The organism is Kitasatospora sp. NPDC050463 (assembly GCF_040655255.1).
GTDB lineage: Bacteria > Actinomycetota > Actinomycetes > Streptomycetales > Streptomycetaceae > Kitasatospora.
The window spans coordinates 127,840-154,226 of sequence record NZ_JBFAJO010000009.1; the positions used below are offsets into that span (position 1 = coordinate 127,840).

A 26,387-nucleotide genomic window follows, 5' to 3' on the forward strand; every position below is an offset into this window, starting at 1 on the left:
GGCGACCCGGACCCCGCAGGGCCCGGACCCACCGTCAGAGGGCGGCGGAGCCCCGGCTGCGCAGGCCCTGCCCGTACTGCTGGAGCTGCCACAGCTCGGTCTGCACCGCGTGCAGTTCCTCCGCGGAGGCCCGGGTGCCGAGCCGCTGGAGGTGGCCGCGGACCTCGTCGACCCGCCGGTCGACCGCCAGCAGCCGCAGCTTGACCAGGAACTCCCCGGCGTAGATCGCGTCCACCTTGCGGCGCGAGCGCACCGGCTCGACGATCAGCTCGGTCACCAGCGAGCGGACCTGGTCGTCCGGGGCCACGTCGCGGACAGTGCTGGTGAAGTCGGCCACGGTGGCCCCGTACGCGGCGCCGCCGGCCTGGCCGATGGCGCGGCGCACGGCGGTGTACGGCGGGGTGGGGAACTCGTCCTCGCCGTAGTGGTCGAAGGCCGGGCTGACCAGGTCCGGGTGCTGCAGGGCCAGCTTGAGCAGCTCGCGCTCGACGAACTGGGCCGGGTCCCGCGGGTTGAGCCGGAAGGCCGGCTGGGCGGGGCGGACGGGCTGGGCCTGCTCGGGGCGGCGCTGCTGACCGTTGGCGCGCGGGTTCTGCTGGCGCTCGCGGTCCCAGCGGGCCAGCTGGGAGATCCGGCGGACCACGAACTGCTCGTCCAGGATGCCGAGCATGCCGGCCAGCCGGACGGCGTACTCGTGCTGGATCGAGCGGTCCTTGATCTTGGCGACGATCGGTGCGGCCTCCTCCAGCGCCGCCGAGCGGCCCTCCGGGTTCTCCACCCGGTGCCGGGCGACGGCCGAGCGCAGCGCGAACTCGAACAGCGGGACGGGGTTGTCGATCAGCTCGCGGACCGCCTCGTCGCCCTTGGCCAGCCGGAGTTCGCACGGGTCCATCCCGCCGGGGCTGACCGCGATGGAGGTCTTGGCGGCGAACTTCTGGTCGTCCTCGAAGGCCCGCAGGGCGGCCTTCTGGCCGGCCGCGTCGCCGTCGAAGGTGAAGACCGTCTCGCCGCGGTACTGGGAGGTGTCCATCAACAGCCGTCGGATGATCTTGATGTGGTCCTCGGCGAACGCGGTGCCGCAGGTGGCCACCGCCGTCGTGACGCCGGCCAGGTGGCAGGCCATGACGTCGGTGTAGCCCTCGACCACCACGGCCCGGCCCGACTTGGCGATCTCCTTCTTCGCCAGGTCGATGCCGTACAGCACGTGGGACTTCTTGTAGATCGGCGTCTCGGGGGTGTTCAGGTACTTCGGCCCGTTGTCGTCCTCACGCAGGCGGCGGGCGCCGAAGCCGACCGTCTCCCCCGCGATGTCGCGGATCGGCCAGACCAGCCGCCCGCGGAAGCGGTCGATCAGCCCGCCGCGCTGGCCCTGCGAGGCCAGGCCGCCGAGCAGGATCTCCTTGTCGCTGAAGCCCTTGCCGCGCAGGTAGCGGACCAGGTTCTCCCAGCCGACCGGGGCGTAGCCGACGCCGAAGGTCGCCGCCGCCTCCTCGTCGAAGCCGCGCTCGGCGAGGAAGCGCCGCCCGATCTCCGCCTCGGGCGAGCCGAGCTGCTCCCGGAACCAGGCGGCGGCCACCTTGTGCGCTTCGACCAGGCGGGTGCGCTCGCCCTGCTGGTGGCGGGGGCTGTAGCCGCCCTCCTCGTAGCGGAGCGTGATGTTGGCCTGGGCGGCCATCCGCTCGACGGCCTCGGCGAAGGTGAAGTGCTCGATCTTCATCAGGAAGGCGATGGTGTCGCCGTTCTCCTGGCAGCCGAAGCAGTGGAAGACGCCCTTGGCCGGGTTCACGTAGAAGGAGGCGGACTTCTCGTCGTGGAAGGGGCAGACGCCCTTGTACTCGCCCCCGCCACCGTTGGTGAGCTGTACGTAGTCGCCGACGACCACGTCGATCGGCAGTGCGCTGCGCACCGCCTGTACGTCTTCGTCCCTGATCCGCCCGGCCACCCCGGAAGTCTACTGGGGTGGCGCCGGTTACCGACCGCGCCGGGGCGGCCTCCTCACGACCAGGCCGCTCCGACCAGCTTGGCGTGCAGCGCCAGGGCGGAGGCGTCGGTGAGGGTGGCGATCTGGTCGATCACCGCGCGCAGCGCGCCGCGGTCGTCCTCCGCCTCGCGGTAGAGGGTGGCGAAGACCGGGTCCAGGCCCTCCGGGGCGCGCTGCGCGAGGACGTAGGCCAGCTCGGCGATCACGATCCGCTGGCGGGCCCGGAGCTGGGCCTGCTCGTCGCGCTGCATCACGAAGCGCACGGCGACGGCCTTGAGCACCGCGCACTCCAGCCGGACGTCCCGCGGCACCACCAGCTCGGCCGCGTACCGGCTGAGCCGGCCGGGGCCGTAGCTGGCCCGGGTGGCCTGCTCGGCGGCCAGGCAGAACCGGCCGATCAGCTGGCTGGTGAGGTCCTTCAGACCGGCCCGGGCGCGGGCCGAGCCGTCGTAGGAGCTGGGCCACCACTCCTGGCCGAGCAGCCGGTCCAGCGCGGCGGCCAGCTCCTCGGGCTCGGCGTCCGGGGCGTAGCGCCCGGCCACCTTGAACAGCTCGGTGCGCTCGCTCGGGGCGCGCAGCACCGCCGGCTCGATGTGGCCGGCCTGGAGGCCGTCCTCCACGTCGTGGGTGGAGTAGGCCACATCGTCGGACCAGTCCATGACGGTGGCCTCGAAGCACTTGCGGCCGGGCGGGGTGCCGGCCCGCAGCCAGCGGAACACCGGCAGGTCGTCGGCGTAGACGCCGTACTTGGACGAGGCCGGATCGACCGGGTGCGCGCCGTGCGTCCAGGGGTACTTGGTGGCGGCGTCCAGCGCGGCACGGGTCAGGTTGAGGCCGACACTGCGACCGGGCCAGGGGGCCAGCCGGGCGGGCTGCTCGTCCTGCGGGGCGAAGCGCTTGGGCTCCAGGCGGGTGAGGATGCGCAGCGACTGCGCGTTGCCCTCGAATCCGCCGCAGGCCTCGGCGGCCTGGTCGAGGGCCTCCTCGCCGGTGTGGCCGAACGGCGGGTGGCCGATGTCGTGGGCCAGACAGGCGGTCTCGACGAGGTCCGGGTCACAGCCGAGGGCGGCGCCCAATTCCCGCCCGACCTGCGCGCATTCGAGCGAGTGGGTCAGCCGGGTACGGGGGAAGTCACTGCGCATCGGGGCGACCACCTGGGTGGTGCCGGCCAGCCGGCGCAGGGCGGCGGAGTGGAGCACACGGGCGCGATCGCGCTGGAACGCCGTCCGGCCGGGGCGCTTGTCCGGCTCGGGCACCCAGCGGGCCTCGGCGGCGTGGTCGTACGGAAGCGGGGCGGCGGTGAGGCGGTGCGCGGTGTCGTCCATATGCCAATCACCGTACGCCGCGGCTCCGACAGCCGGGGGGTGCCGCGCGCGAAGGGGCGCGGGCCGGGGCGTGAACCTTGGCCGGCCGGACGGAGACGGACCGGAGCCCGGGAGGGTCGGGCCGACCCGCCCCGGCTCAGCCCCGGACGGCCTTCAACACCGCTGCGGCCAAGCCTTCCTGGCCCCTGGCATTGGGGTGGATCGCCGCCAGCCCGGGGGCCGGGAAGGGCGGTTCCACCCAGCGGGCCGCCGCGCCGGCGCACATGTCGTGGCCGGCCGAGGGTGCGGCCGCGTCCACGAAGGCCGCGCCCGCCGCCTCCGCGCGGCGCTTGAGCATCGCGTTCAGCTGCTGCTCCTTCTCGGCCAGGAAGCCCAGGTCGGCCTCGGCGACGGTCCGGCCGAGCACCGGCAGGCAGCTCGCCGGGTCGGCCGGCAGCAGCGTCGGGTAGCCGACCACGTACACCCGGGCCTGCGGCGAGCGGCGTTTGACCTCGTGCAGCACCTGGCCCAGCCGCTCGCCGGCCGCGTCCACCTTGCGCTGCACCTGGTCGGCGGCGCCACCGGCCGAGGCGTAGTGGTCCCGGCACGGCGCCGACGCCCGCTCGGAGCCGATCAGGCTCTTCACCGCGTCCGCCAGGTTCTCCTTGGCGCACTCGCCGACGACCTCCATGAACCCGGCGTCGTTGCCGCCGATCCCCACCGTGACCAGACGGGTGGCCGGGGAGAGCGCGTCCAGCTGGGGCGGATTGGCCCCGCCGCCGTCGGTCTGCTGGGAGGCCGTCAAGTCCCCCGTGCGGGCACCGCTGCAGCTGACGTCCGTGAACTGGCCGTCCGCCAGGCCGAGCGCCTTCGCCAGCAGGGACGGGTAGTTCACGGCCGAGCGGGCACAGCCCTTCGGCTCGCCCACCTGCGGGGCGATCTTCAGACCCGAGGTGTAGGAGTCCCCGAGGGCGACGTAGGGACCGGTGGGCGGCGGGGTGGGGGTGGGCGTCGGGGTGGCCCGCAGCGGACGGGGGCCGTCCGCCGTCGGGGGCGCGGCGGAACCGCCGCCGCCGCTGCAGGCGGCCAGCAGCAGCGCGGCCAGCCCTGCGGCCAGAACGGCGGTCGGGCGTGTGGAAACAGGCATGGGATCCCCCCGGGGGCCGGAACCGGCGACGTATCTCTCCACGGCGGCCCGTCCCCCGGGCACCTCACCGCCCAACGAACGACGGCGTCCGATCTCTCCCGCCCGGCGGAGAATCCCCCGGGGCCGCGGCAGACCACCACACCGCTCGGGGCCGCGGGCCGACTTCTCGTGGTGCGGGCCGGGCTACTCGGGGCCGCGCTCGTGCTCGGCCAGGAACTGCTCGAAGCGCCGGCCCAGCTCGTCCGCGGACGGCAGGTCGACCGGCTCGGCCAGCAGGCTCTCCCGACCCTCCGCCCCCGCGACGGCGTCGTACTGGCCCTCCATGCCACGGATCGCCGAGCGCAACTCGCCGTCCCCGTGGGCCAACTGCTCCTCGATGTCGGCGTACACCTCGCCCACCCGCTCGCGCAGCCGGGTGCCCGGCAGCACCAGGCCGGTGGCCGACTGCACGGCCTCCAGGATCAGCACCGCGGCCGCCGGGTAGGCCGAGCGCGCCACGTAGTGCGGCACGTGCACGGCGAAGCCCAGCACGTCGTGACCGGCCTCGGCGAGTCGGTACTCCAGCAGGGCCTGGGCGCTGCCCGGCACCTGGGCCTGCTCGAACCACTGCGGGTAGCCGGCGGCGAGGTCCAGCCGGGTGCCGTGCGGGGTCAGGCCGACCGGCCGGGTGTGCGGCACGCCCATCGGGATGCCGTGGAAGTCCAGCGTCAGCCGGACCTCGAAGCGCTCGACGAGCTGGCGCACGGCGGCGCCGAAGCGCTCCCACTCGACGTCCGGCTCGGGCCCGGTGAGCAGCAGGAACGGCGAGCCCGCCGCGTCGTGGACCAGCTGGAGGAGGATCTCCGGCGGGTCGTAGGAGGCCCAGTGCTCGCGGTCGAAGACCATCGCGGGGCGGCGGGCCCGGTAGTCCACCAGGCGGTCGTGGTCGAAGCGGGCCACCACCTGCGGCGCGCCCTCCTCCAGCAGGTGGGCCACCACCTGGCCGCCGGCCTCGCCGGCGTCCATGAAGCCCTCGAAGTGGTGGAGCAGCACCAGACCCGCGCCGGTGTCGGCCATCGCGGCCTTCGCCGCGGCCACGGCGGCCACGCCCTGCTGATCCAGCTCGTACAGCGCCTGGGGATCACGCACCGCGCACCCACACCCCGTTCTCTACTCGTCGACTCGTACCGGCTTCTCGTGTCTCTGCAGCGTGCCGGGCGCCGCCGGAATTCCCGCCGCGCGCGGCCGTCGCGCGGCGGCTTCCCCGGTGAACGCCCGGCGAGCGGCCGTGGTGCCCCGGCGCCGCGCCGAAGTGCCGTCCGAACCATGATCGCACCCGACGGCAAACCCGCTGGTCACGGGCGCTCGAAGCCCCTCCCGGGCGTGCGCCCGGGAGGCCCGCGCGCCCATTCGTGTGCCGCGAGGTGACGCACCGCCTTCTGGCGGGTATCGTCCTCTCGCTGCCTCGCATCGTCGCGTCGTCGTCACGTCGTCCCGTAACGCCGTCGATCACGTCCCGGCCCGGTGCTCGGCCAGCCACCACGACGCATCTTGCCTTCATCTGGCCGCCTGCTCCCCTTCGCGCTCCCGTTTCCTCTTCGGCCATCTCGCGGACGCACACTGTCCCCTCGCTCATCCCGCCGGACCGGTCCGTAGACCCGTGTCCGTTCCGGCACCGCGCTGCCCGCCTCCGGGCCGCCGCCCCCACCCCGCTCGACCGGACCTCCGGCATGCGCGGGCACGGGCGGACGGATTCCGGGGCCGGGGCGAACGTCCACGCACCCCGAGCCGCACCCCGGCGCGGGACGCGCCCTCCGACCGATGAAGGACCGAAGGTTCCGTGCCCGTACCTGTCATCCTCACCGGCCGCACCGTGCGGCTGGAGCCCCTTGCCGCGCATCACGCCGAGGCCATCGCCGAGGCCGGCGCCGAGGACCGTACGACCTACGCCTTCACCCCCGTGCCGCACGGCCTGGAAGCCGCCCGCGACTACATCGCGCGCGCCCTCGCCGACCGGGCCGCGGGCCGGGCGCTGCCGTTCGCGACGGTGAACCTGGCGGACGGCCGGGTGGTCGGCTCCACCCGGTTCCTCGAACTCGACTACTGGCAGGGCCCGGTCGTCTGGCCGCCGGTGCCCGGCGTGCCGTTCGGCGACCCGGCCACGGCCGTCCCGGACGCCGCCGAGATCGGCAACACCTGGCTCTCCCCGCGTGCCCAGGGCACCGGCGTCAACGCCGAGGCGAAGCTGCTGATGCTGCGCTACGCCTTCGAGGAGTGGCGGGTGCAGCGGATCTCGATGCGTGCGGACGCCCGCAACCTGCGCTCCCGGGCCGCGATCGAGCGCCTCGGCGCGACCTCGGAGGGCGTGCGCCGAGCGCACTCGCGCGGGCTGGACGGTGTGGTGCGCTCGACCGCGTTCTACTCGATCCTCGACTCCGAGTGGCCCGCCGTGCGGGACATCATCGAGCTGCGGATCGCCGCCGCCACCTCGCCGAGCGCCCCGGAGCGCACGATCAACCAGGAGTGCCTTAGACACGGCGGCAGCGGGCAGCTGATCACCGCCTGAGGGTCACCGCCCTGGCGTACGCGGCTCCGAAGGGGCGGCCGGCGCAGCCCGGCGAGGTACTGCTGACCGGGGAGGCGGTCCTGGCGTCGGCCGGGCTGCCGACCGCCGGACACCCGGCGGACCCGACGGAGGTCGACGTGCTGATCCCGGGCCCGCGCCGGGTCGCGGACCGGGCGTTCGTCCGGATCCACCGGGCCTGCGGGCCGATGCCGGGCGGGTTCGAGCGGGACGACGGGCTCTGGAGCGCGACGGTCGCCCGGGCCCTGGCCGACCTCGCACCCCGGGAGAGCGGGCGGCGCCGGTTCCGGGCGCTCTGCTCGGAGGCGGTCCAGCGGCGGCACTGCGATCTCGGCGAACTGCTGGACCAGTTGCTCGCCCGGCCGGGGGCCCCGGCACTGCCGCACGTCGCGCAGGTGGTGGAGGACCTCGCCGCCGGGGTGCGCTCGGTCGTCGAGGGCGAGGCCCGGGAGCTGCTGCGCGGGGCCGGCCTGCCGGAGCCGCTCTGGAATCCGGTGCTGTTCCTGGACGGACGCTTCCTCGCCGTCCCCGACGCCTACTGGCCGCAGGCCTGCGTGGCACTGGAGATCGACTCCCGGGCCTGGCACCTGCGCCCGGCCGACCACGAGCGGAGCCTGGCCCGGGCCAACCGCCTCACCGCCGCCGGCCTCCCGGTCGTCCGCGCCACCCCGGTCCAGTTGCGGCGGGAGCCGGAGCCGGTGCTGCGGGAGCTGCGCGCCCTGCTCGCCGGCGGCCCGCACGGTCCGCACGCGCGGATCGGCTGGCGCCGGGCCCGGTAGGGCACGCCCGTGGCCCGGCCTCAGCTCCGGTCCTGCGCGGCGCCGGCGGCCTCGGCCGCCGCCACCAGCCGCTGCAGCTCGGCGAGGTGGACGGCCAGCGCCTTGCGGCCGGACCTCGTGGCGGCCAGCCAGGTCCGCGGGCGCTTGCCGACGTACCCCTTCTTCACCGCCACGTAGCCGGCCTCCTCCAGGGCGGCCGCCGCCTTGCTGAGCGCCGAGTCGGAGACCTCGCAGTGGTCGCGGACGGTACCGAACTCGGCCTCGGTGCAGGCGCTCAGGAAGGCGAGGACGGTCAGCCTGGTCGGGTGCTGGAGCAGCGGGTCGAGCGCGGCGGGCATCAGCGGACCGCCGGCATCCGGCGGATCCGCGCGTCGAGCCGGTCCGTCGCCGCCCAGAACGCCGCGCCGGCCACCACGCCCGCCACCGCGCCCATCCAGCGCGCGCCGCCGCCCGCCAGCCAGGCGAGCAGCATCCCGGCCAGACCTGCCGCGATCACTCCGAGGACGGCCAGCAGGACCGGGCGCCCGAGGCCGGGCGTCAGCCGGTGCATGATGCCCCCCTGGTTGACGGCGAGCCGGGCCAGGACGCCCGTCATCACGGCGAAGAGCCCCCCGAACACCCCGCTCAGCCAACCCGCGTCGGCCCCGATGGCCTGCCCGACGCCGATGCCGTAGACGGCGAAGGCCACCGCGAAGGCCGGCCCGTACCAGCCGGGCAGCCGACCGGGCGCCTGGGCGGCGGCCGTGGCGCGCTCGGCCAGGCGCAGCGCCTCGGCGGCGGGCAGGTCGACGGGTTCGGCGGCGTTCGTTTCGACAGCGTTCATGGAATCCCCCTGGGTGCCCGGGTGCCCGTGGGCACCCGGCGTTGTCTGTACTTCCACTATGGCATCTACTTTCCAAAGTGGAAAGTACTTCCCGGCCCGAAGGGTTCAGCAGCGCGCGTCGATCTCCTGGAAGGTGCCGTAGTGGTCGGTCGTCCAGTACTGCTCGCCGGTACTGCCGGTGACGACGCGTCGGGCGCCGCGGTCGCCGGAGCCCGGGGTCACGACGGTGAACTCGTGGTAGTAGCCGGAGGCCCTGCGCGGAAGGCGGTTCTCACGGTTCTCGAAGGCGATGCCGTCGGAGCGGTAGGGGTACGGGCCGCCCTTGGCGATCAGACCGAGGGTGTCGAGGGCCTGGCCGGGCAGCTGGGTGCGGCAGACGTCGGCCAGCGCGGGGTCGCTGGGCACCCAGCCGCCGGCCGGGGTCGCGCCGGCGGGCGGGGACGTCCTGGGGGCGGAGGGCTTCGGGCCCGTGGCGCTCACGCCGGCGGAGACGGTGGCGGAGGCGGTGGCGGAGGCGGCCTTCGGGCGGTCCGGCCCGTCGCCCGAGAGGAGGTACCCGGCGACCGCGGCGAACGCGCAGATCAGGACGGCCACCAGGGCGAACAGGCGGTTCTTGCTGGTCATGCGCTCCAGCTTGGCAGCCGGCCGGGCCACGGCCGGCCCGCCACACGCGTGGCCACGGCCACGGCCGCGGCGCCCCTTCGGGCAGCCGGGCGGGCAGACCTGCGGGCAGACCCGGGCGGCGAGACGGCGGCCGGGCGGGCAGACCTGCGGGCAGACGGACGAGCGGGGCGGGAACGGACGCCGTTGTCCGTTCCCGCCCCGCTCGCGTTACGTACGCCGGTTCTCCTGCGCCGAGCTCCGGTGTACGCCCTCCCCGGTGGGAGGGGGTGCGGTCAGCGACAGAGTCGCGCCGACGGTGCCCCGGCCGATGCCCGGCCGGGGCACCGCACTCAGCGCGAGTCGCTGCCCGCCGTCTCGATGGCGGCGCGGCCTGCCTCCAGGCGCGCCACCGGGATCCGGAAGGGGGAGCAGGAGACGTAGTCCAGCCCCACCTCGTGGAAGAAGTGCACCGACTCCGGGTCGCCGCCGTGCTCGCCGCAGACACCGAGCTTGAGGTCGGGGCGGGTGGCCCGGCCGGCCTCGACGGCGTGCTTGACCAGCGCGCCGACGCCGTCGCGGTCGATGGTCTCGAACGGGGAGACCCCGAAGATGCCCTTCTCCAGGTAGGCCGTGAAGAAGGAGGCCTCCACGTCGTCCCGGGAGAAGCCCCAGACCGTCTGGGTGAGGTCGTTGGTGCCGAAGGAGAAGAACTCGGCGGCCTCGGCGATCTGGCCGGCCGTCACGGCGGCGCGCGGCAGCTCGATCATGGTGCCGAGCTTGATGTCCAGCTGGACGCCGGTGGACTGGGCGACCTCGGCCAGCACGCGCTCGCACTCGTCGCGGACCAGCTCCAGCTCCTGGACGGTGCCGACCAGCGGGATCATCACCTCGGGACGGGGGTCCCCGCCGGCCAGCTTGCGCTCGGCGGCGGCCTCGGCGATGGCACGGACCTGCATGCCGAACAGCCCGGGGATGACCAGGCCGAGGCGGACGCCGCGCAGGCCGAGCATCGGGTTCTGCTCGTGCAGCTTGTGCACCGCCTGGAGCAGGCGCAGGTCGTTCTCGTTCGGGTCCTTGCGGGCCTCGGCGAGGGCGACGCGCACCGACAGCTCGGTGATGTCGGGAAGGAACTCGTGCAGCGGCGGGTCGAGCAGGCGGACGGTGACCGGCAGCCCGTCCATCGCCTGGAAGAGCTCCAGGAAGTCGCTCTTCTGCAGCGGCAGCAGGGTCGACAGCGCGGTCTCGCGGTCCTTGTCGTTGTCCGCCAGGATCAGGTGCTCGACCTCCTTGCGGCGCTCCTCACCGAGGAACATGTGCTCGGTGCGGCAGAGGCCGATGCCCTGGGCGCCGTAGCGGCGGGCGCGGCCGCCGTCCTCGGCGTTGTCGGCGTTGGCCCGCACGGCCAGCCGGCGGCGGCCGTCGGCGTGCGACATCAGCCGGTGCACGGCCTGGACCAGACCGCCCTGGACGTCGGCGCCGGCGTGCAGGGTGCCCTCGAAGTACTCGACCACCGGGGACGGGAGGACGGGTACCTCGCCCAGGTAGACCTTGCCGGTCGCGCCGTCGATGGAGACGACGTCACCCTCCTCCAGCACCAGGCCGTCGGAGGTGGTCATCCGGCGGCGCTTGGTGTCGACCTCCAGCTCCTCGGCACCGCAGACACAGGTCTTGCCCATGCCGCGGGCGACCACGGCGGCGTGCGAGGTCTTTCCGCCGCGCGAGGTGAGGATGCCCTCGGCGGCGATCATGCCGTCCAGGTCGTCCGGGTTGGTCTCGCGGCGGACCAGAATGACCTTCTCGCCGGAGCGGGACCACTTGACGGCGGTGTAGGAGTCGAAGACCACCTTGCCGATCGCGGCGCCGGGCGAGGCGGCCAGGCCCCAGGCGATCTGCTTGGACTCGGCGTTCGGCGCGAAGCGCGGGAACATCAGCTGCGAGAGCTGACCACCGGTGACCCGCATCAGGGCCTCGTCCAGGTCGATCAGGCCCTGGTCGACCAGCTGGACGGCGATCCGGAAGGCCGCGGCGGCGGTGCGCTTGCCGACCCGGGTCTGGAGCATCCAGAGCTTGCCGCGCTCGATGGTGAACTCGATGTCGCAGAGGTCGCGGTAGTGGTTCTCGAGCTTCAGCATGATCGCCATCAGCTCGTCGTACGACTTCTTGTCGAGCTGCTCCAGGTCCGCGAGCGGCAGGGTGTTGCGGATGCCGGCGACGACGTCCTCGCCCTGGGCGTTGGAGAGGTAGTCTCCGTAGACGCCGACGGCGCCGGTGGAGGGGTCACGGGTGAAGGCGACACCGGTGCCGGAGTCCTCGCCGAGGTTGCCGAAGACCATGGAACAGACGTTGACGGCGGTGCCGAGGTCGTTCGGGATGCGCTCCTGGCGACGGTAGAGCCGCGCCCGGTCGCCGTTCCAGGAGTGGAAGACGGCGTGGATGGCGAGGTCCATCTGCTCGCGCGGGTCCTGCGGGAAGGCCCGCCCGGTCTCGCGCTCGACGATGCCCTTGAACACCTCGACCAGTTCCCGGAGGTCGGAAGCGTCCAGGTCCAGGTCGTTGGTGGTGCCCTTGGCGTGCTTGGCCTCGTCCAGGGCCTCCTCGAACAGCTCGCCGTCGACGCCCAGCACGGTCTTGCCGAACATCTGGACCAGGCGGCGGTAGGAGTCCCACGCGAAGCGCTCGTTGCCGGACTGCGCGACCAGACCGACCACCGAGGTGTCGGAGAGGCCGATGTTCAGGACGGTGTCCATCATGCCGGGCATGGAGAACTTGGCCCCGGAGCGAACCGAGACCAGCAGCGGGTTGTCGGCCTGGCCGAGCTGCTTGCCCATCTCCTGCTCAAGGGCGTCCAGGTGGGCGCTGATCTCCTTGTGCAGCGAAGCGGGCTCGCTGCCGGTCTCCAGGAAGACCTTGCAGGCCTCGGTGGTGATGGTGAACCCCGGAGGGACGGGGAGGCCCAGGTTGGTCATCTCGGCCAGGTTCGCGCCCTTGCCGCCAAGAAGATCCTTGAGGTCCTTGTTTCCTTCGGTGAAGGAGTAAACAAACTTCTGCTGGGACGGCACGGGTCGGTCTCCTCGCACACGGTTGCCCTGACGCCGGAGAACATACCCATTTCGAAGGCGCTTCCGCGCCGCCAATAGGCCGTACGAGGCCGGTACCCGGCGGTAACCCAATAGATCGAATGCACGTAAAGGCGTTCACCTCTGTTGGTGAAATCGTCCGGATGACGCTAGCTATCGTTCAACTCTTGAACACAAGGAAACCGGAAGATCACACGAAGGGGACGGAGGGTAGCGGTCGGCGGTCCAGCATGTTGCTCCGGCTTGATTTCCTGCACCCCGAGCACCCGATCCCGCACCACCCCCCTTCGGGAAGCGTTTCCCCGCCGACCTGTCCATTTCGTCCTCTGAATGGCCGTCAGGGGCCACGGTATGTGGCAAGCGTCACGGACGCATCTCGCCCGTCGAACGTAGTCCCCCTCCGCCGATCGTCGCACTGTGTCCAGATTCGTGCTCGTTCCGTCATGGAGTCGCGCCAAAAAGGAGCCCTCCTGTCCAGGTTGGACAAGAGGGCCGGGACGCGGTGGCGAGGGGCCGTCAAGGGCCGTTTTCGCCGGTGCGTATAGATCAACCGCCAGAGGTGTCCGATTCGGCGTCTGCGCTGGGGAGGGCGCAGTCATACGGATCGTCCAACCAGCCTTCCGGCAGAACCACCCGGTTGTTGCCGCTGGTGCGCCCGCGCGGGCCGTCCGCACCGGCCGGCCAGAGCTGGGACTGCTCCACCATGGACAGGGTTTCGGCCAACTCGGCCAACGAGGAGGAGTTCGCCAGCTTCACCCGCAGCTCGGACCCGACCGAGAAGCCCTTGGTGTACCAGGCGACGTGCTTGCGGAAGTCGATCACGCCGCGAGCCTCGTCCCCGATCCACTCCCCGAGCAGCTGCGCGTGGCGCACCATCGCCCGGGCCACGTCGGCGAAGCTCGGGCGGGCGGGGTCGACCTCGCCCTCGAAGATCGAGACCAGGTCCTTGAACAGCCACGGCCGGCCGAGGCAGCCGCGCCCGACCACCACGCCGTCGCAGCCGGTCTCGCGCATCATCCGCACCGCGTCGTCCGCCGACCAGATGTCTCCGTTGCCGAGCACCGGAATGTGCGCCGGGACGGACTCGCGCAGCCGGGCGATCGCCGACCAGTCCGCCGTGCCCCCGTAGTGCTGGGCGGCGGTGCGCCCGTGCAGGGCGATGGCGGCCACGCCCTCCTCGGCGCCGATCCGGCCCGCGTCCAGATAGGTGAGGTGGTCGTCGTCGATGCCCTTGCGCATCTTCATCGTGACCGGGAGGTCCCCCGCGTTGGCCACGGCCTCGCGCAGCAGCTCGCGCAGCAGGTTGCGCTTGTACGGCAGCGCCGAGCCGCCGCCCTTGCGGGTCACCTTGGGGACGGGGCAGCCGAAGTTGAGGTCGATGTGGTCGGCCAGGCCCTCGTCGGCGATCATCCGGGCAGCCTTGCCGACGGTCACCGGGTCCACCCCGTACAGCTGGATCGAGCGCGGCTTCTCGCTCGCGTCGAACCTGATCAGCTGCATGGTCTTGGCGTTGCGCTCGACCAGGGCCCGGGTGGTGATCATCTCGCTCACGTACAGACCCTTGCCGCCGCTCTGCTCGCGGCAGAGGGTGCGGAAGGGCGCGTTGGTGATGCCGGCCATGGGCGCCAGCACGACGGGCGGCCACACCTGCATCGGGCCGATCGTCAGCGGCGCGAACTCGGTGCTGGTCGCGGGCGCGGCGGCGGACGCGGGCGCGGCGGCGGACGCGGGCGCGGCGGCGGACGCGGGCGCGGCGGCGGATGCGGGCGCGGCGGCGGACGCGGGCGCGGCGGCGGATGCCGGGGCGGACGCGGTGGTGTCGAGCGTGGCTGTCATGCGCGGCTGACCTCGTGGACGGGGGTTCGGGACTCTTCATTGTCCCCCACCGCGCGCGGGGGCCGGTCGGCCTGCTCCGGTAGCCGCCCTGGTCGGCCCTGGTCGGCCCAGCAGCCCTGGTCGGCCCGGTCGGCCCCGGTCGGCCCTGGTCAGCCCTCCGAGGAGACGATCCGTACCTCGCCCGAGGTGGTCACCACCCGGACGGTGTCGGCGCTGGCGGTGTCGCCCAACTCGGGGTCGATGTGGCGCTCGCCGCCGACGCCCCCGTTGTAGTCGAAGGCGTACCGGGAGCCCTTCGGCAGGACGAGCGACACCGAGCCGGAGGTCGCGCCGACGTCCACCAGGTGCGGCGGCCGCACGAAGCCCAGGCGGATCTCTCCGGAGAAGGCCCTCGCCTCCACCCGCGTGGAGCCGAGCCCGTCGGCCGCCACCTGGCCGGAGGTGGTGCGCGCGTACACCTGCCCGGAGAGCCCGGACAGCCGGATCGCCCCCGAGGTCGCGGAGAGCCGGACGTCCCCGGTCAGGTCCCGGACCTCCATGCTGCCGGACGTCCCCCCGCCGGACACCGACGTCGCGGCCGGCACCTCCAGATCGATCAGCGCGTCGCAGCCCACGTCCACGGCCGGCAGCAGCTGGTTGCAGCGCATCCGGACGGTGAGCACGTCGCCCTCGAAGACGGTCGAGACGGTGGGCTTGCGGACCGTCCAGTCCAGGAACTGCTTCACCAGCACCCGCCCCGGCGCTCCCGGCCGGATCCGGACGGCCGCCGTCCCGGTGTCCAGCTCCACCCTGGTCACCGGGACCTGGTAGCTGTGCTCGGACACCGCCTTCTGCTGCACCACCATCGCCCAGGTCTGCACGGCGCCGAACACCACGACGAAGGCCAGCGCGAGCGTCCCGGTGACCTGCCAGCCACGACCTCCCCGCACGGCTACCCGACCTCCAGGAACCGCAGCACCGCGAGGACCCGGCGGTGGCTGTTGTCGGCCGGCGGCAGATCGAGCTTGGTGAAGATCGAGTTGATGTGTTTCGCCACGGCGCTGTCACTGACCACCAGGGCGGCCGCGATGGCCGCGTTGGAGCGGCCCTCCGCCATCAGGCCGAGCACGGCCCGCTCGCGCGGAGTCAGCTTCTCCAGCGGATCCCGGTGGCGGCGCACCAGCAGCTGGGCGACCACCTCCGGGTCCAGCGCCGTCCCGCCCTCGGCCACCCGCTGGAGCGCCTCGACGAAGTCGTCGACATTGGCCACCCGCTGCTTGAGCAGGTAGCCCACCCCGCTGGTGTTGGTGGCCAGCAGGTCGGCCGCGTACCGCTCCTCGACGTACTGGGAGAGCAGCAGCACCGCGACCTCCGGCCACTGCCGGCGGATCAGCAGCGCGGCCCGGACCCCCTCGTCGGTGTAGCCGGGCGGCATCCGGACGTCCGCGACCACCACCTGCGGGCGGTGCTCCTCCACGGCGGAGAGCAGTTCCTCGGCGTCCCCGACCGCGGCGGCCACCTCGAAGCCCACCGCCTCCAGGACCTTGACCAGGCCGACCCTGAGCAGGACCGAGTCCTCGGCGATCACAGCGCGCACGGCAACTCCACGGTGATGGTGGTGGGACCCCCGAGGGGGCTGAGAACGGACAGCGCGCCGTCGACCGAGGCGGCCCGCTTGCGCAGCCCGGTCAGGCCGGTGCCTCGCGCGGCGTCCGCGCCGCCGACACCGTCGTCGCTGACGACCAGGCGCAGCCGGCCGCCGGCCGTCCGCACCGAGAGGTCGACCCGGGAGGCGCGGGCGTGCTTCGCGACGTTGGTCAGCGCCTCGGAGACGGTGAAGTAGGCGACCGCCTCGACGGTGGGGGCGATCGGCTCGGTCAGCGCGACGTCGAGGCGTACCGGCAGCGGCGAGCGGGCGGCGATGCCGGACAGCGCCGCGTCCAGACCGCGGTCCTCCAGGACGGCCGGGTGCAGGCCGCGGACGAGGTCCCGCAGCTCGTCGATGGCCGCCTGGGCCTCCTCGTGCGCGTCCACGATCACCTGCATGACCTCGGGCGGGGCGTCCTTGAAGGTGCGCCGGGCCAGGCCCAGGTTCATCGCCAGCGAGGTCAGCCGCTGCTGGGCGCCGTCGTGCAGGTCGCGCTCGATCCGTCGGCGCTCGGTGTCGACGGCGTCGACCAGGCCGGCCCGGCTCTCGGCGATCTCCTCGACCCGGCGTTCCAGGGTCTCCGCCCGGCCGGGGCCGAGCAGCCGCACGGCCGCCCACTCCTCCAGCCGGGCCAGCAAGGCCGTCACCCAGGGCAGCACGAGGAGCAGGACGGCGCCGGCCACGGTCACCGGGACGTCCAGCGTCACCAGCGACTCGCGCGCCGGGTTCGAGGGCGGCATCAGCCAGGCCCAGCCGTAGACGGTGGCCATCACCAGACCCGCGCCCCAGGCGTACAGCAGCCCGAGCGCGCCGAGCGCGAGCAGCGGGCCCACCAGCAGGTGGTAACCGACCTGGCGCCAGCTCACCCCGGTGCGCAGCCCGGTCAACAGGCCCGCCGGGGTACTGACCGGCCGGAGCAGCGGCGGCACCTCGACCCCGCGCAGGGTGCGCAGCCGGCCGCGCTGGGCCGCCGTCAACAGGCGCAGACCTAGCAGGCAGAGGCCGACGACCGGCAGGAAGAGCACGGAATAGGTGAGGGAGAGCCAGATCGGCGCGGCCAGGGGGATGCCGGCGGCTATGAAGCGGGTCTCGCGCCAGACGGCGGCCGACCACGGTGGCCGGCCGGCGCTCCTGGCGAGCGCGCGGCGCAGCAGGGTGGAGGGCATGACGGACAGCGTAGGCCTCGAAGATCGACTGCCGCCATGAAGGGGAGTGGAGAGTAGGGGTGTACCTGGCTACACCCCCGGTTCGGAGCGGTGCACTACCGACAGCGGGTGCCGTCCGACGGAATTCTTGACGGCATGACGAGCACTCGACCGCACTCCGCCACCCCGCCGCACCGGCGGCCCCTCACCGGGAACGGGAACGCCTCCGCGAACGGGAGCGCCTCCGGTACGGGGGCGCTGCCGGGCGCCGTGGTGGCGGGGCCCGGGCTGCTCGAACACCCCGGACCGCTCGACCTGTTCGGGCCGTGGTCGGTGCGGGGCGTCCCCGCGTCCCGGGGGCGGGCGGCACTGGAGGTGTACGAGCACGGCGAGTTGCTGGACGTCGTGGTCGCGGCCCGGCTCGCCCCCCAGGTGCTGCGCGGCGCCCGGCGGTGCCCGACACCCGGCACATGGGGGTCGTTCGGGCTGGCCTGGGGCCGGCTCCCGCAGGACGGCCCGGCGCCCGTCGTGGCGTTCACCGCCGGGCGGCTGCGCCGCGCCGGGCGGGCTGCCGCGGTCGTCGAGAGGCCCGACGTCCTCACGGTGGCCGGGGAGTTCTGGCTCGCCTGGGCGCAGGGTCCGTTCGACGGCGTGCTGGTGGAGCACCACGCCGGCCGCGAGCGGCAGCCGCTGGAGCGGGTCCGCCGCTACGGTCGGAGGGCACGGTGAGCACCGCCCTCCTGACCGCCCGGCCGGCCCCGCTCACTCGACCGGCCATTCCGGCGCTGCCCGCCTGGGCCCCCCGGGTGCCCGCCCTGGCGGCACTGGCCCTGCTGCCCTGGCTGGCCGTGCTGGTCGCCTGCCACGAGACCGCCTGGGTCGCCCTCGACCTGGCCGAACTGACCGCCCTGCTCGGGCTGGACACGCTGCTGCGCCGCCGCAGCCCGGCCGCGTTCGGGTCCGCCTGCGTGGTGGCGCTGCTGCTCGCGGGCGACGCCCTGGCCGACATCGGCACCGCCGCTCCGGGCCTGCCGCTGCTCGCCGCCCTGGTGATGGCCTGCTGCGTCGAACTGCCGCTGGCCGTCCTCTGCCTGGCGCTCGGCCGGCGGGCGGGCGCCGGTCAGGGGCGGGGTCCGGCTCGGAGGCCGCTCGCCCTGCCGTCCATACGCGCCCGCGTCTCCTCCTCCCTCGGGGTGTAGGCGATCAGACGCGTACCGGGAGGCGACCCGAGCCACCGGCTCGTGCAGGCGCAGTGCGGCAGTCCGACCCCAGGGGGCGAGGACCTGCCTGAGCCCGTCTTCTCCCCACCGCGGATGGTGCCCGGCGTCACCCTCGCCGGCCTTCACCGCCCCTCACCCTGGGGCCCACACCTCCCCGCTCCATGGGGTGCCCCCGGACGGCCGGGTCACGACCGGCACACGCACGACCGGCACCCCGACCGGCGCGCCCGCCCGCGACCTCCAGGTGGGCGCACCGCGGCCGGGGCGTGTTCACTTGGGCCCGGCGACGGTCAGCCGGCACTGGCCGTCCACCGTGCAGGAGCGCTTCAGGCGGCCGCGCGAGACGGTCTGGATCAGCCCGATCGCCCAGCACATCGGGCAGCCGCGCAGGGCGAGCACGCCGACCGGGAGCAGCAGCAGCGCCCCCGGCCCCACGACCGGGATGAGCGCGAACGAGCCGATCAGAGCGCCGAAGCCCAGTGCGCCGCGCGCCAGGTGCCGGGGCAGAGACGCGCTCGCGAAGTCGGGGCGGTCAGTCATCGGTGCCTCCCGGAGTCGATTCGGATGTGGCCCGCAGCGCGCAGCGGACCGTCGTGCGGGCGCGGTGCAGCCGCGACTTCATCGCGGCGCTGCTCACGCCCAGCGCGTCGGCGACCGTCCGCCCGCTGAGGCCCTGGATGTCCCGCATGACCAGCACCCGACGCTGGTCGGCCGGGAGCGCGGCGATCGCCGCGGCCACCCGCCCGGCCTCCAGGCGCTGCAGCACCTCCTCCTCGGCCGACAACTCGGTGTCCTCCCCCACCAGCGGGTGCTCGCGCCGCAGGATCCGCGCGCGGCGCAGGCACTCGTTGCGGACGATGCGGAACATCCACGACGCCAGCGCACCGGACGCCCGCAGCATCCCGATCTTCCGGTACAGGATGATCAGCGCCTCCTGCGCCGCGTCCTCGGCGTCCTCCGGCGTCGCGCACAACGACCGGGCGAACCGCCGCACATGCGGGTGCGCACCCGACACCAGCGCGGCGAGCGAGTCGACGTCCCCGCGCTGCGCCGCGAAGACCAGCTGCTCCCCCGGCCAGGCCGCGGAGTCAGCCACGGCCCCGCCCCCGCTTCCTCAGCACGACCACACTGCAGGTGCACAGGAGCACCACGGTGACGGCGATGGCGATTCCGATGATCACGACTACCTCCAGATCCCGTCCGACGTGTTCGTCGGACACATTCATAGGAGGCTCGCCCCCGGTCAAAGGATTCAGCCCGGCTTCTCCGATCCCGAACGCCTTCTTCCCGCCGGGGCCGGCGGGTGGTGAACGGTTGCCGGAGTCGGGGGGGGCGGCCTCGGGCTGGGGCCGGTCGTGCTGCCGCTGGACCCGGACCCGGCGGACCCGGCAGACGGGGCGGACCCGTCGTACGGGGCGAGCTCATGAAGGCTCTTGGACCGGACCGGTAGTCGGGTCGGATGAGCCGGCCGCAGGCGACGTGGCACGATCACGGGATGGCACATATCGGACTGACCACCGTGCTCGTACGGGACTACGACGAGGCGATCTCCTTCTACGTGGACGCCGTCGGCTTCGAGCTGCGCGAGGACGCACCGCGTGAGGGCGGCGCACGCTGGGTGGTGGTGGCGCCGCGCGGGTCGACGGAGACCGGGTTGCTGCTGGCACGCCCGTCGAAGCCGGAGCAGACGGCGCGGATCGGGGACCAGACCGGCGGACGGGTCGGACTGTTCCTCAACACCGAGGACTTCGAGCGCGACCACCGCCGGATGACCGCCGCCGGGGTCCGCTTCCTGGAGGAGCCGAGGCACGAACCGTACGGCACGGTGGCGGTGTTCGAGGATCTGTACGGCAACCGCTGGGACCTGCTCCAGCTCCGCTGAGCCGTACCGGCCGGGCCCGCCGGCGCCCCCTGACGAGGGCGTCCGACGGGCCCGGCGGGTTACTGCGCCGCGGGCCGGCCGCCGCCGCGGAGGAAGGTGCTCACGGCGCCGGCGACGCCCGCCGGGTCCTTCTCGTAACCGAAGTGGTCGAGCTTGGGGAAGCGGACCAGCTCGGAGGTGGTGAAGACCTCGGCGAGGCGGACGGTCGCGCGGCCCGCCCCCGTCGTGGTCTCGTCCTTGCCGACCATCAGCAGGACGGGAGCGGCGAGCCCGGCGTACTTCGGGTACTCGTTGTCCAGCCGGGCCGCCTCGGCGTGCTCGCGGATCGCGCCCCCGAGCAGGGCGTGCTTGCGCAGCCGCTCCGGCTTCTTCATCACGAACCGGAGGATGATCCGCAGCAGCCAGCGCGGTGCCTTGCCGGAGGTATCCGGGTTGATCCCGCGCACGAAGGTCAGGAACGCCTCGGCGCCCTTGCCCTGCGCCAGCAGCCGTTCGGCTTCGGGGGCCCAGCCCATCGGGACGGAGCCGTCGATGGAGACCCCGGGCTCGTAGAGGGCGATCCCGTCGAAGGCGGATCCGCGCAGGGCGGATTCCAGGGTGACGAAGGCGCCGAAGCTGTGCGCGAAGACCAGGCGCGCACCGGTCGCGGCCCGCACCGCCTCGATGTCGGCGCACTCGGCGTCGACGCCGTAGCCGGCGCCCTGCGGGCCGCTGGCCCCGCGGCCGCGCCGCTCGATGGTGTGCACGGTGAAGTGCCGGGCGAGCTCGGCGGCGACTCCGTCGAACTCCTCGGCCACGGACAGCGCCCCGGGCACGACGAGCAGCGCGGGACCACCCGACCCCACGCTGCGGTAGCTGATGACGGTGCCGTCCGGCGAGTGCACCGACTCGACGGAGAATCTTGCTGTCGCGACCTGCGTTGTCATCTCTTCCCCCTGATTGATGATCAATTCGACCTGTTGCGGGCGCGTTTGCGGAATGGCACCGCGTCGGCCGCGATCGAACAGCTGCACAGACTACAGATCTCAACCACCCCGGGGACGACTCGTCCGGCACCGCACTCCGCGAAGGCCGTCAGGCCGCCCCCGCCGGCCCGTTCCGGCGAAACGGGCCGGCGGACGAGCCTCACAAGGCCACCCGCCCGGGCCGGCGCAGGACCCTCGCCGGCCCCCACCCGTGCGTGGCGGACGGCGACTCGTCGGCCACCGCCCCGACCGCGTACTCGAACCAGACCACCTTGCCCGCGCCCTGCCGGTGCCAGCCCCAGGCGCTCGCCAGCGCCTCCACCAACAGGAGGCCACGCCCCCTCGTGGCCTCCTCGTCCGCCTCCTCCGGCTCCGGGCGGGCCAGCAGGGCGCAGGCGTCCGCGACTTCGACCCGCAGCCGCTCCCCCTGCCACCCCACGCGGACCGAACACCGGCCGCCCGTGTGCTCCACCGCGTTGGCGATCACCTCGCCGGCGCACAACTCCACGTCTTCCAGGGCCTCCTCCGACAGCGGCACCCCCCACTCCCGGAGGACCGCCACGACCGAACGCCGTGCCTGCGGCACAGCGGCCGCATCGGGCGGCACGTCCCACTCACAGGGCACCTGGAATCTCACGTTGCCGAGAGGACTGCTGGTCACCGGTCTGCTCCGTCCCACCACAGGGGTCACATCGGGTACGCCCGGTCGGTAAGTCGTACGGACTGCGGCGCCCCGACCACCCGTTGGGCTGACATCAAGTCAACGGGGTTACACAGGACAGGAGAACGAGCCATGCTGGTCCGGGGGTTGAATCGGTTGAACGAAGGAGACGGGGATCGTGATGGCGCAACGACCGCGTACGCCGAACACCGCGTTGGCCGCGCTCATGCAGGAGACCGCCTGGGGCAACGACCGGCTCGCCCGTGCGGTCAACCGGACCGGGACGGAGGCGGGTCTGCGACTGACCTACGACAAGTCGTCCGTCTCGCACTGGCTCTCCGGCGTCCAGCCGCGGGCCGAGGTCCGCGAGGTCGTGCGGGAGACGTTCGCACGCCGCCTCGGGCGTCCGGTCACCGCTGAGGAGACGGGCTTCGAGGCCGCCCCCGAGCCGGCCGGCGACCGGCCCGGCCCAGCCGACCTGATGGCGATCGGCCGGGCCGACATGGATCCGTCCCGGCGGAGCGTGCTCGCGGCCGGACTGTACTCCGCCGCGCTGAGCCTGCCGGTGTTCGACGACAGCGCCCCCGACCGGATCAGTCGTGCGTCGGCGGGCCCGACCGTGCGCGTCGGACAGGGCGAGGTCGAGACCGTCCGGAACATGACCGACCGGATCGCCGGAATCCTCGACGAGCTCGGTGCGGCGCACGCCCGCCCGATGGCCGCCGCGTTCCTGGTCAACTCCGTGGGGCCGTGGCTCCAGGCCTCCGGCACCGCCGAGGTGAAGTCCGACCTCCTCTCGGCCGCGGCCGACCTCACCTACCTGACCGGGTGGATGGCCATGTACGAGACCGCCCACGGGCTCGGCCAGAAGTACTACGTCGAGGCCCTCAAGCTCGCCCGCGACGCCCAGGACCACGTGACGTACTGCCGCACCCTCCGTGGCATGGCCCTCCAGGCCGCCAGCCTCGGCCACGGCCCGAAGGCGCTGGAACTGGCGGACTCGGCCGCCGAGGCCGCGCCCGTGTCGGGCCCGCGACTGCGCGCGTTCCTCGCCGGCCAGCAGGCCCACGGCGCGGCCATGGTGAAGGACCGGCGGCAGGCCTTCGCCCGGCTGAACGAGACGGAGACGGCTCTCGCCCTCGCGGACGGGCGCAACGACGCGGTCGGGGGCTACGACCAGGCCGCCTATCACTTCCACGTCTCGCACGTCCTGTACGAACTCGGCGACCTCCCGGGAGCGATCAAGGAACTCCAGCTCTCGAACCGGGCCCGGCCCGTGAACGAGAAGCAGGGCCGGGCGCACGCCAACGGCCTGCTCGCGCGGCGCCAGATGGAGCTGGGTCACGTGGAGGCCGCCTGCGCGACGTGGAACACCTTCCTGGACGACTACGTCACGCTGAGCTCCGTCCGCGGCGACGAACACTTCCGGGCGCTCTCCACCACCGTGGCGACCCGCCCCGACACACCCGTCGTCCGCCAACTCCAGCAGCGCACACGCGATGTGGCCCTCCGGAAGGCCGCGGCCTGACGGGCTGAGCGAGCGGCCTCGGCGCGAGGACCTCGGCCTCCTCGCCGTTCGCGGCGGCTTACCGACCCAGGCCTACGACGGAGCCGTCGACGTCGTCGCCCATGTACGGCGGCTCGGGTTCCGGTCAGGGGAAATCCGGCCTCAAAGGACCGTCCGCTGGGCCGTCATCCACCCCACATTTCCGCCCTTGAGAGCCCTCCCCTGGAGGGCTGTCCCCATACGTCCGGAATTGCTCTCCGCCCTGCGTCGACGCCTCCGGCCAGGCAGCAAGCCCCCTCGAATAATGTTGATCTGACAACCCGACAAGAAGATCTATGCTGAGCGCGTTCACGATCTCTCCCCGTGTTCTCCGCTCAAGAAGCAGGTCTCTTGATGAAGTTGCCCAAGGTGTCCGCCGTCATCGCCGCGGCCGCGCTCGCACCCACCGTCCTGTTCCCGTCGATGGCCTCCGCTGCCGAACAGCCGGCGCCCGCCGGGGTGTCCGGTCCGGACACGGCGTCCGACACCGTGGCGGACCACGACTCCCAGGAGGCGCTGGACCGTGCCGAGATCCAGCGGATCCTGGCCGACAAGTCGACCGGCCGGGGCGTCCGCGAGGCCGCCGAGAAGGCCCTCACCGGCACCGCCGCCGACCTGCGCCACTTCCTCACCGTCGAACTCGACAAGCAGCGCCAGGACGACGACCGGGTCGAGGTCACCAAGCTCATCGCCACCGGCGGCCCCGCCGTCAAGAAGGCCGCCGGCGCCGCCCTCGACGGCACGTACGCGGACGTCGTCAAGTTCCTCAAGGAGGGCCAGTACACGGCCCGCGCCGAGGACGACGACCGTGCCGAGATCCAGCGGATCCTGGCCGACAAGTCGACCGGCCGGGGCGTCCGCGAGGCCGCCGAGAAGGCCCTCACCGGCACCGCCGCCGACCTGCGCCACTTCCTCACCGTCGAACTCGACAAGCAGCGCCAGGACGACGACCGGGTCGAGGTCGCCAAGCTCATCGCCACCGGCGGTCGTGCCGTCAGGGAGGCCGCCGGCGCGGCGCTCGACGGCACGTACGCGGACGTCGTCAAGTTCCTCAAGGAGGGCCAGTACACGGCCCGCGCCGAGGACGACCGGGTCGCGATCCTGGTCGTCATCGCCAACAAGGACGTCAGCCCGCGCGTCTTCGCGGCGGCCCAGAAGGCCCTCGACGGCTCGCCCGCCGATCTGCGCCGCTTCCTTGAGGTCGAGCTGCCGTCGCTGCGCGAGAGCGACGACCGGGTGAAGGTCTCCCAGCTCCTGGAGACCGGTGGCCCCGCCGTCAAGAAGGCCGCCGGCGCCGCCCTCGACGGCACGTACGCGGACGTCGTCAAGTTCCTCAAGGAGGGCCAGTACACGGCCCGCGCCGAGGACGAGGCCAACGCGGCGGCCGCCGCCAAGCCGACCGCGCCGGTCCAGCAGCCGGAGCAGGCCCAGAACTCCGGCACCGGGCAGGCCACCCAGACCACCCAGACCACCCAGATCGCCCAGACCGCCCAGACCGCCGGTGCCGTGAGCACCAACGCGACCCCGGCCCCGGCCGTGGCTCCCGCCCGGGTCACCACCACCACCGGCATCACGGCCCCGACCTCCGGCCAGCTCGCCGCCACCGGCACGGACGAGGGCCTCGGCTGGGAGGCCGGCGGCGCCGCCGCGGCCGTCGCCGCCGGTGCCGCCCTGGTCGCGGTCTCGCGCCGCCGGCACGCCGCCGACAGCTGATCGCAGCCCGCTCGCCCCGGTGCCCCGGCCCTCCGGCCGGGGCACCTTCGCATGTGGCGGCCAGCCCGGGGTCGACTACTTGCGGATCTCACCCGTCATCGGCATCGGCGGATGCGAGAGCAGGAAGTCCTCGAACGCTTCCGGATCCTGAACGCCCCTCCGCATCTCCGGAGACAGTGGGCCGTTCTCCCGGACCGCGACACCTCCCGAGCCAAGGGCAAGGGCTGCTGTCGTAACGCAGCCCGCCGGGACACCTGCCAGCGCCAGCAGGACCCTCCGTGCCAACCGCCTCTCCTGCCGAAGAGTAGGCAGAAGCGAAGCCGTCCGGATCCCGAACGGCGGGGTGTCGCACCCGAGTCGGCGCCCCTACCCGGCCGTCGCCGCACCGCCCAGGTGCAGCCCGCCGCCCCTGCCGCCGCGCAGGGCGGCGCGGGCGCGCGTGACGCCGGCGCGCGTCACGCCGGCGCGGGCGTCAGCCGCGCCGGTGCCGAGCACGACCGGCCGGTGCCCGAGGCCGGCGCAGGCACGGCAGATGCCCGGTTCGGGCACCGGGTCATGGCACTTGGCGCACTCGGCGTAGCCGGCCGCCGGGGCGGCGCCGGGCACGTGCTCGGGTGGCAGCTTGCGTTCCAGGCGACTGCGCAGCACGCCCAGCGGGGAGTGCAGGGGCGTCGGCAGGCCGGGCAGCAGGGCACGGGCGAGGTCGTCGACCGTACTGCCGCGCTCCAACCACCGGGCGACCAGCGGCGCGAGGCGCAGCGCCTCGGCCTCGCCGAGGCGCAGGCGCGGTTCCGGGCGGATCGCGCGGAAGAGCGTGGCGACCGCCACGCGCGTCGCCTCGTCGACAGCCCCGGAAGGCCCGGAAGGCTCGACAGGCCCGGAAGGCTCGGGAGGAGGCGGGAGGGTGGGTGGTTTCTCCCGGTCCTTTACCGAAGGGGCGACAGGTGCGGCGGCAGCCGGTCGACCGGATCCCGGACGGGTGACATCCGGCCGCGCGTACGGGCAGTCGTAGACGTGACTCTCGCTGCGGAGCGTGCCGTTGGGCAGTCGGACGGTCTCGACCCGGTAGTAGCCGGCGGCCGTCAACTCCTTCAGCGCCCGGCGGACGGCGCCGCGCCCCTGCGGGCTGGTGTCGGCCATCTGGCGACCGTCCTCGCACCGCCCGTCGGGCCGGGAGAGCAGGTCGGCGAGCAGGCCGCGGGCAGTGTAGCTGAGCCGACGGTCCTGGAGCAGACCGTTGGGCAGCACGGTGAAGTTGCGCGCGTGAGCGCTACGATGAACGTGCATCGGGAGTGTGTGCTCCTGCTGTCGGGCCCCGGGGTGTTGGTAGCACCGCCGGGGTCAACTATGCCTCTGTGTGATGGTGTGATTCCGGAACGTAGCACACGCACGGCCCGCCGGGCGATGAGATCACCGGGGGCGCCAGGGTCGGTCAACTCCCGCCCACCATCGGGCAGAAGCGATCCCACATCGCGCTCCCCGATCAAAATCATTGGCCCTCGCCATCCGCTTTGC

The 26,387-nt window shown here is 73.4% G+C and carries 24 protein-coding genes; 7 read left to right on the top strand and 17 right to left on the bottom strand.

Going from position 1 to position 26,387, the window contains the following annotated elements; translation table 11 throughout:
• Positions 1-34: 34 nt before the first annotated feature.
• The 4 genes from dnaG to AB0J08_RS08415 form a co-directional block, all read right to left on the bottom strand.
• Entirely contained in the window at positions 35-1,942 is a 1,908-nt protein-coding gene (dnaG, locus tag AB0J08_RS08400; protein WP_360628921.1) for a DNA primase, read from the bottom strand.
• Between the two features lie 53 nt (positions 1,943-1,995).
• The gene (locus AB0J08_RS08405) at positions 1,996-3,306 is read right to left on the bottom strand and encodes a deoxyguanosinetriphosphate triphosphohydrolase (protein WP_360628924.1); all 1,311 of its coding nucleotides are present in this window, start codon (positions 3,304-3,306) and stop codon (positions 1,996-1,998) included.
• A 136-nt stretch (positions 3,307-3,442) separates the two neighbouring features.
• Complete coding sequence (locus tag AB0J08_RS08410) at positions 3,443-4,432, bottom strand: SGNH/GDSL hydrolase family protein (RefSeq protein ID WP_360628927.1); 990 nt, start codon at positions 4,430-4,432, stop codon at positions 3,443-3,445.
• 183 nt (positions 4,433-4,615) lie between these two features.
• Complete coding sequence (locus AB0J08_RS08415; RefSeq protein WP_360628930.1) at positions 4,616-5,560, bottom strand: PAC2 family protein; 945 nt, start codon at positions 5,558-5,560, stop codon at positions 4,616-4,618.
• Positions 5,561-6,251: 691 nt separating this feature from the next.
• Between AB0J08_RS08415 and AB0J08_RS08420 the strand changes: the two genes are divergently transcribed.
• The gene (locus AB0J08_RS08420; protein WP_360628933.1) at positions 6,252-6,977 is read left to right on the top strand and encodes a GNAT family protein; all 726 of its coding nucleotides are present in this window, start codon (positions 6,252-6,254) and stop codon (positions 6,975-6,977) included.
• Positions 6,978-7,114: 137 nt separating this feature from the next.
• Complete coding sequence (locus AB0J08_RS08425; RefSeq protein WP_360628936.1) at positions 7,115-7,774, top strand: hypothetical protein; 660 nt, start codon at positions 7,115-7,117, stop codon at positions 7,772-7,774.
• Positions 7,775-7,794: 20 nt separating this feature from the next.
• Here the strand turns inward: AB0J08_RS08425 and AB0J08_RS08430 are convergent, their stop codons facing one another.
• From AB0J08_RS08430 to AB0J08_RS08465, 8 genes are all read right to left on the bottom strand, one after another.
• A complete protein-coding gene (locus tag AB0J08_RS08430) occupies positions 7,795-8,112 on the bottom strand; it encodes a transcriptional regulator (protein WP_360628939.1) in 318 nt (105 codons plus the stop codon).
• Complete coding sequence (locus tag AB0J08_RS08435) at positions 8,112-8,597, bottom strand: hypothetical protein (RefSeq protein WP_360628942.1); 486 nt, start codon at positions 8,595-8,597, stop codon at positions 8,112-8,114. The genes AB0J08_RS08430 and AB0J08_RS08435 overlap by 1 nt, the downstream gene beginning before the upstream one ends.
• A 105-nt stretch (positions 8,598-8,702) precedes the next feature.
• Positions 8,703-9,221: a ribonuclease domain-containing protein gene (locus tag AB0J08_RS08440; RefSeq protein ID WP_360628945.1), complete on the bottom strand. Its 519-nt coding sequence runs from the start codon at positions 9,219-9,221 to the stop codon at positions 8,703-8,705.
• 329 nt (positions 9,222-9,550) lie between these two features.
• Positions 9,551-12,259: a pyruvate, phosphate dikinase gene (ppdK, locus tag AB0J08_RS08445; protein WP_360628948.1), complete on the bottom strand. Its 2,709-nt coding sequence runs from the start codon at positions 12,257-12,259 to the stop codon at positions 9,551-9,553.
• A 564-nt stretch (positions 12,260-12,823) separates the two neighbouring features.
• Positions 12,824-13,930 carry a tRNA dihydrouridine synthase DusB gene (gene dusB / locus AB0J08_RS08450; protein ID WP_360629033.1) on the bottom strand — a complete coding sequence of 369 codons (1,107 nt, stop codon included), beginning with the start codon at positions 13,928-13,930 and terminating at the stop codon, positions 12,824-12,826.
• A gap of 332 nt (positions 13,931-14,262) precedes the next feature.
• Entirely contained in the window at positions 14,263-15,042 is a 780-nt protein-coding gene (locus tag AB0J08_RS08455) for a DUF4097 family beta strand repeat-containing protein (RefSeq protein ID WP_360628951.1), read from the bottom strand.
• Between the two features lie 2 nt (positions 15,043-15,044).
• A complete protein-coding gene (locus AB0J08_RS08460) occupies positions 15,045-15,689 on the bottom strand; it encodes a response regulator transcription factor (RefSeq protein WP_360628954.1) in 645 nt (214 codons plus the stop codon).
• Positions 15,677-16,906, bottom strand: coding sequence for a histidine kinase (locus AB0J08_RS08465; protein ID WP_360628957.1), 1,230 nt, complete (start codon positions 16,904-16,906; stop codon positions 15,677-15,679). Before AB0J08_RS08465 ends, AB0J08_RS08460 begins: the two co-directional genes overlap by 13 nt.
• 135 nt (positions 16,907-17,041) lie before the next feature.
• Between AB0J08_RS08465 and AB0J08_RS08470 the strand changes: the two genes are divergently transcribed.
• Both AB0J08_RS08470 and AB0J08_RS08475 read left to right on the top strand, forming a co-directional pair.
• Positions 17,042-17,614 (top strand): hypothetical protein, encoded by a 573-nt coding sequence (locus AB0J08_RS08470; protein ID WP_360628960.1) that lies wholly within the window; start codon positions 17,042-17,044, stop codon positions 17,612-17,614.
• Positions 17,611-18,084 carry a hypothetical protein gene (locus tag AB0J08_RS08475; protein ID WP_360628963.1) on the top strand — a complete coding sequence of 158 codons (474 nt, stop codon included), beginning with the start codon at positions 17,611-17,613 and terminating at the stop codon, positions 18,082-18,084. Before AB0J08_RS08470 ends, AB0J08_RS08475 begins: the two co-directional genes overlap by 4 nt.
• 291 nt (positions 18,085-18,375) lie before the next feature.
• On the opposite strand, the gene AB0J08_RS08480 is transcribed toward AB0J08_RS08475, so the two are convergent.
• Complete coding sequence (locus AB0J08_RS08480; protein WP_360628966.1) at positions 18,376-18,645, bottom strand: hypothetical protein; 270 nt, start codon at positions 18,643-18,645, stop codon at positions 18,376-18,378.
• The gene (locus AB0J08_RS08485) at positions 18,638-19,201 is read right to left on the bottom strand and encodes a sigma-70 family RNA polymerase sigma factor (RefSeq protein WP_360628969.1); all 564 of its coding nucleotides are present in this window, start codon (positions 19,199-19,201) and stop codon (positions 18,638-18,640) included. The genes AB0J08_RS08480 and AB0J08_RS08485 overlap by 8 nt, the downstream gene beginning before the upstream one ends.
• A gap of 399 nt (positions 19,202-19,600) precedes the next feature.
• On the opposite strand from AB0J08_RS08485, the gene AB0J08_RS08490 reads away from it, so the two are divergent.
• Positions 19,601-19,987: a VOC family protein gene (locus AB0J08_RS08490; protein ID WP_360628972.1), complete on the top strand. Its 387-nt coding sequence runs from the start codon at positions 19,601-19,603 to the stop codon at positions 19,985-19,987.
• A gap of 59 nt (positions 19,988-20,046) precedes the next feature.
• Here AB0J08_RS08490 and AB0J08_RS08495 read toward each other — a convergent pair whose 3' ends face one another.
• Together AB0J08_RS08495 and AB0J08_RS08500 are read right to left on the bottom strand one after the other, a co-directional pair.
• Positions 20,047-20,913 (bottom strand): alpha/beta hydrolase, encoded by an 867-nt coding sequence (locus AB0J08_RS08495; protein ID WP_360628975.1) that lies wholly within the window; start codon positions 20,911-20,913, stop codon positions 20,047-20,049.
• A 199-nt stretch (positions 20,914-21,112) separates the two neighbouring features.
• The gene (locus AB0J08_RS08500; protein ID WP_360628978.1) at positions 21,113-21,613 is read right to left on the bottom strand and encodes an ATP-binding protein; all 501 of its coding nucleotides are present in this window, start codon (positions 21,611-21,613) and stop codon (positions 21,113-21,115) included.
• Between the two features lie 181 nt (positions 21,614-21,794).
• On the opposite strand from AB0J08_RS08500, the gene AB0J08_RS08505 reads away from it, so the two are divergent.
• Positions 21,795-23,141, top strand: coding sequence for a hypothetical protein (locus tag AB0J08_RS08505; RefSeq protein ID WP_360628981.1), 1,347 nt, complete (start codon positions 21,795-21,797; stop codon positions 23,139-23,141).
• Positions 23,142-23,513: 372 nt separating this feature from the next.
• Positions 23,514-24,872: an ALF repeat-containing protein gene (locus tag AB0J08_RS08510; RefSeq protein ID WP_360628984.1), complete on the top strand. Its 1,359-nt coding sequence runs from the start codon at positions 23,514-23,516 to the stop codon at positions 24,870-24,872.
• A gap of 366 nt (positions 24,873-25,238) precedes the next feature.
• On the opposite strand, the gene AB0J08_RS08515 is transcribed toward AB0J08_RS08510, so the two are convergent.
• The gene (locus AB0J08_RS08515; RefSeq protein ID WP_360628987.1) at positions 25,239-26,159 is read right to left on the bottom strand and encodes a hypothetical protein; all 921 of its coding nucleotides are present in this window, start codon (positions 26,157-26,159) and stop codon (positions 25,239-25,241) included.
• Between the last annotated feature and the right edge of the window lie 228 nt (positions 26,160-26,387).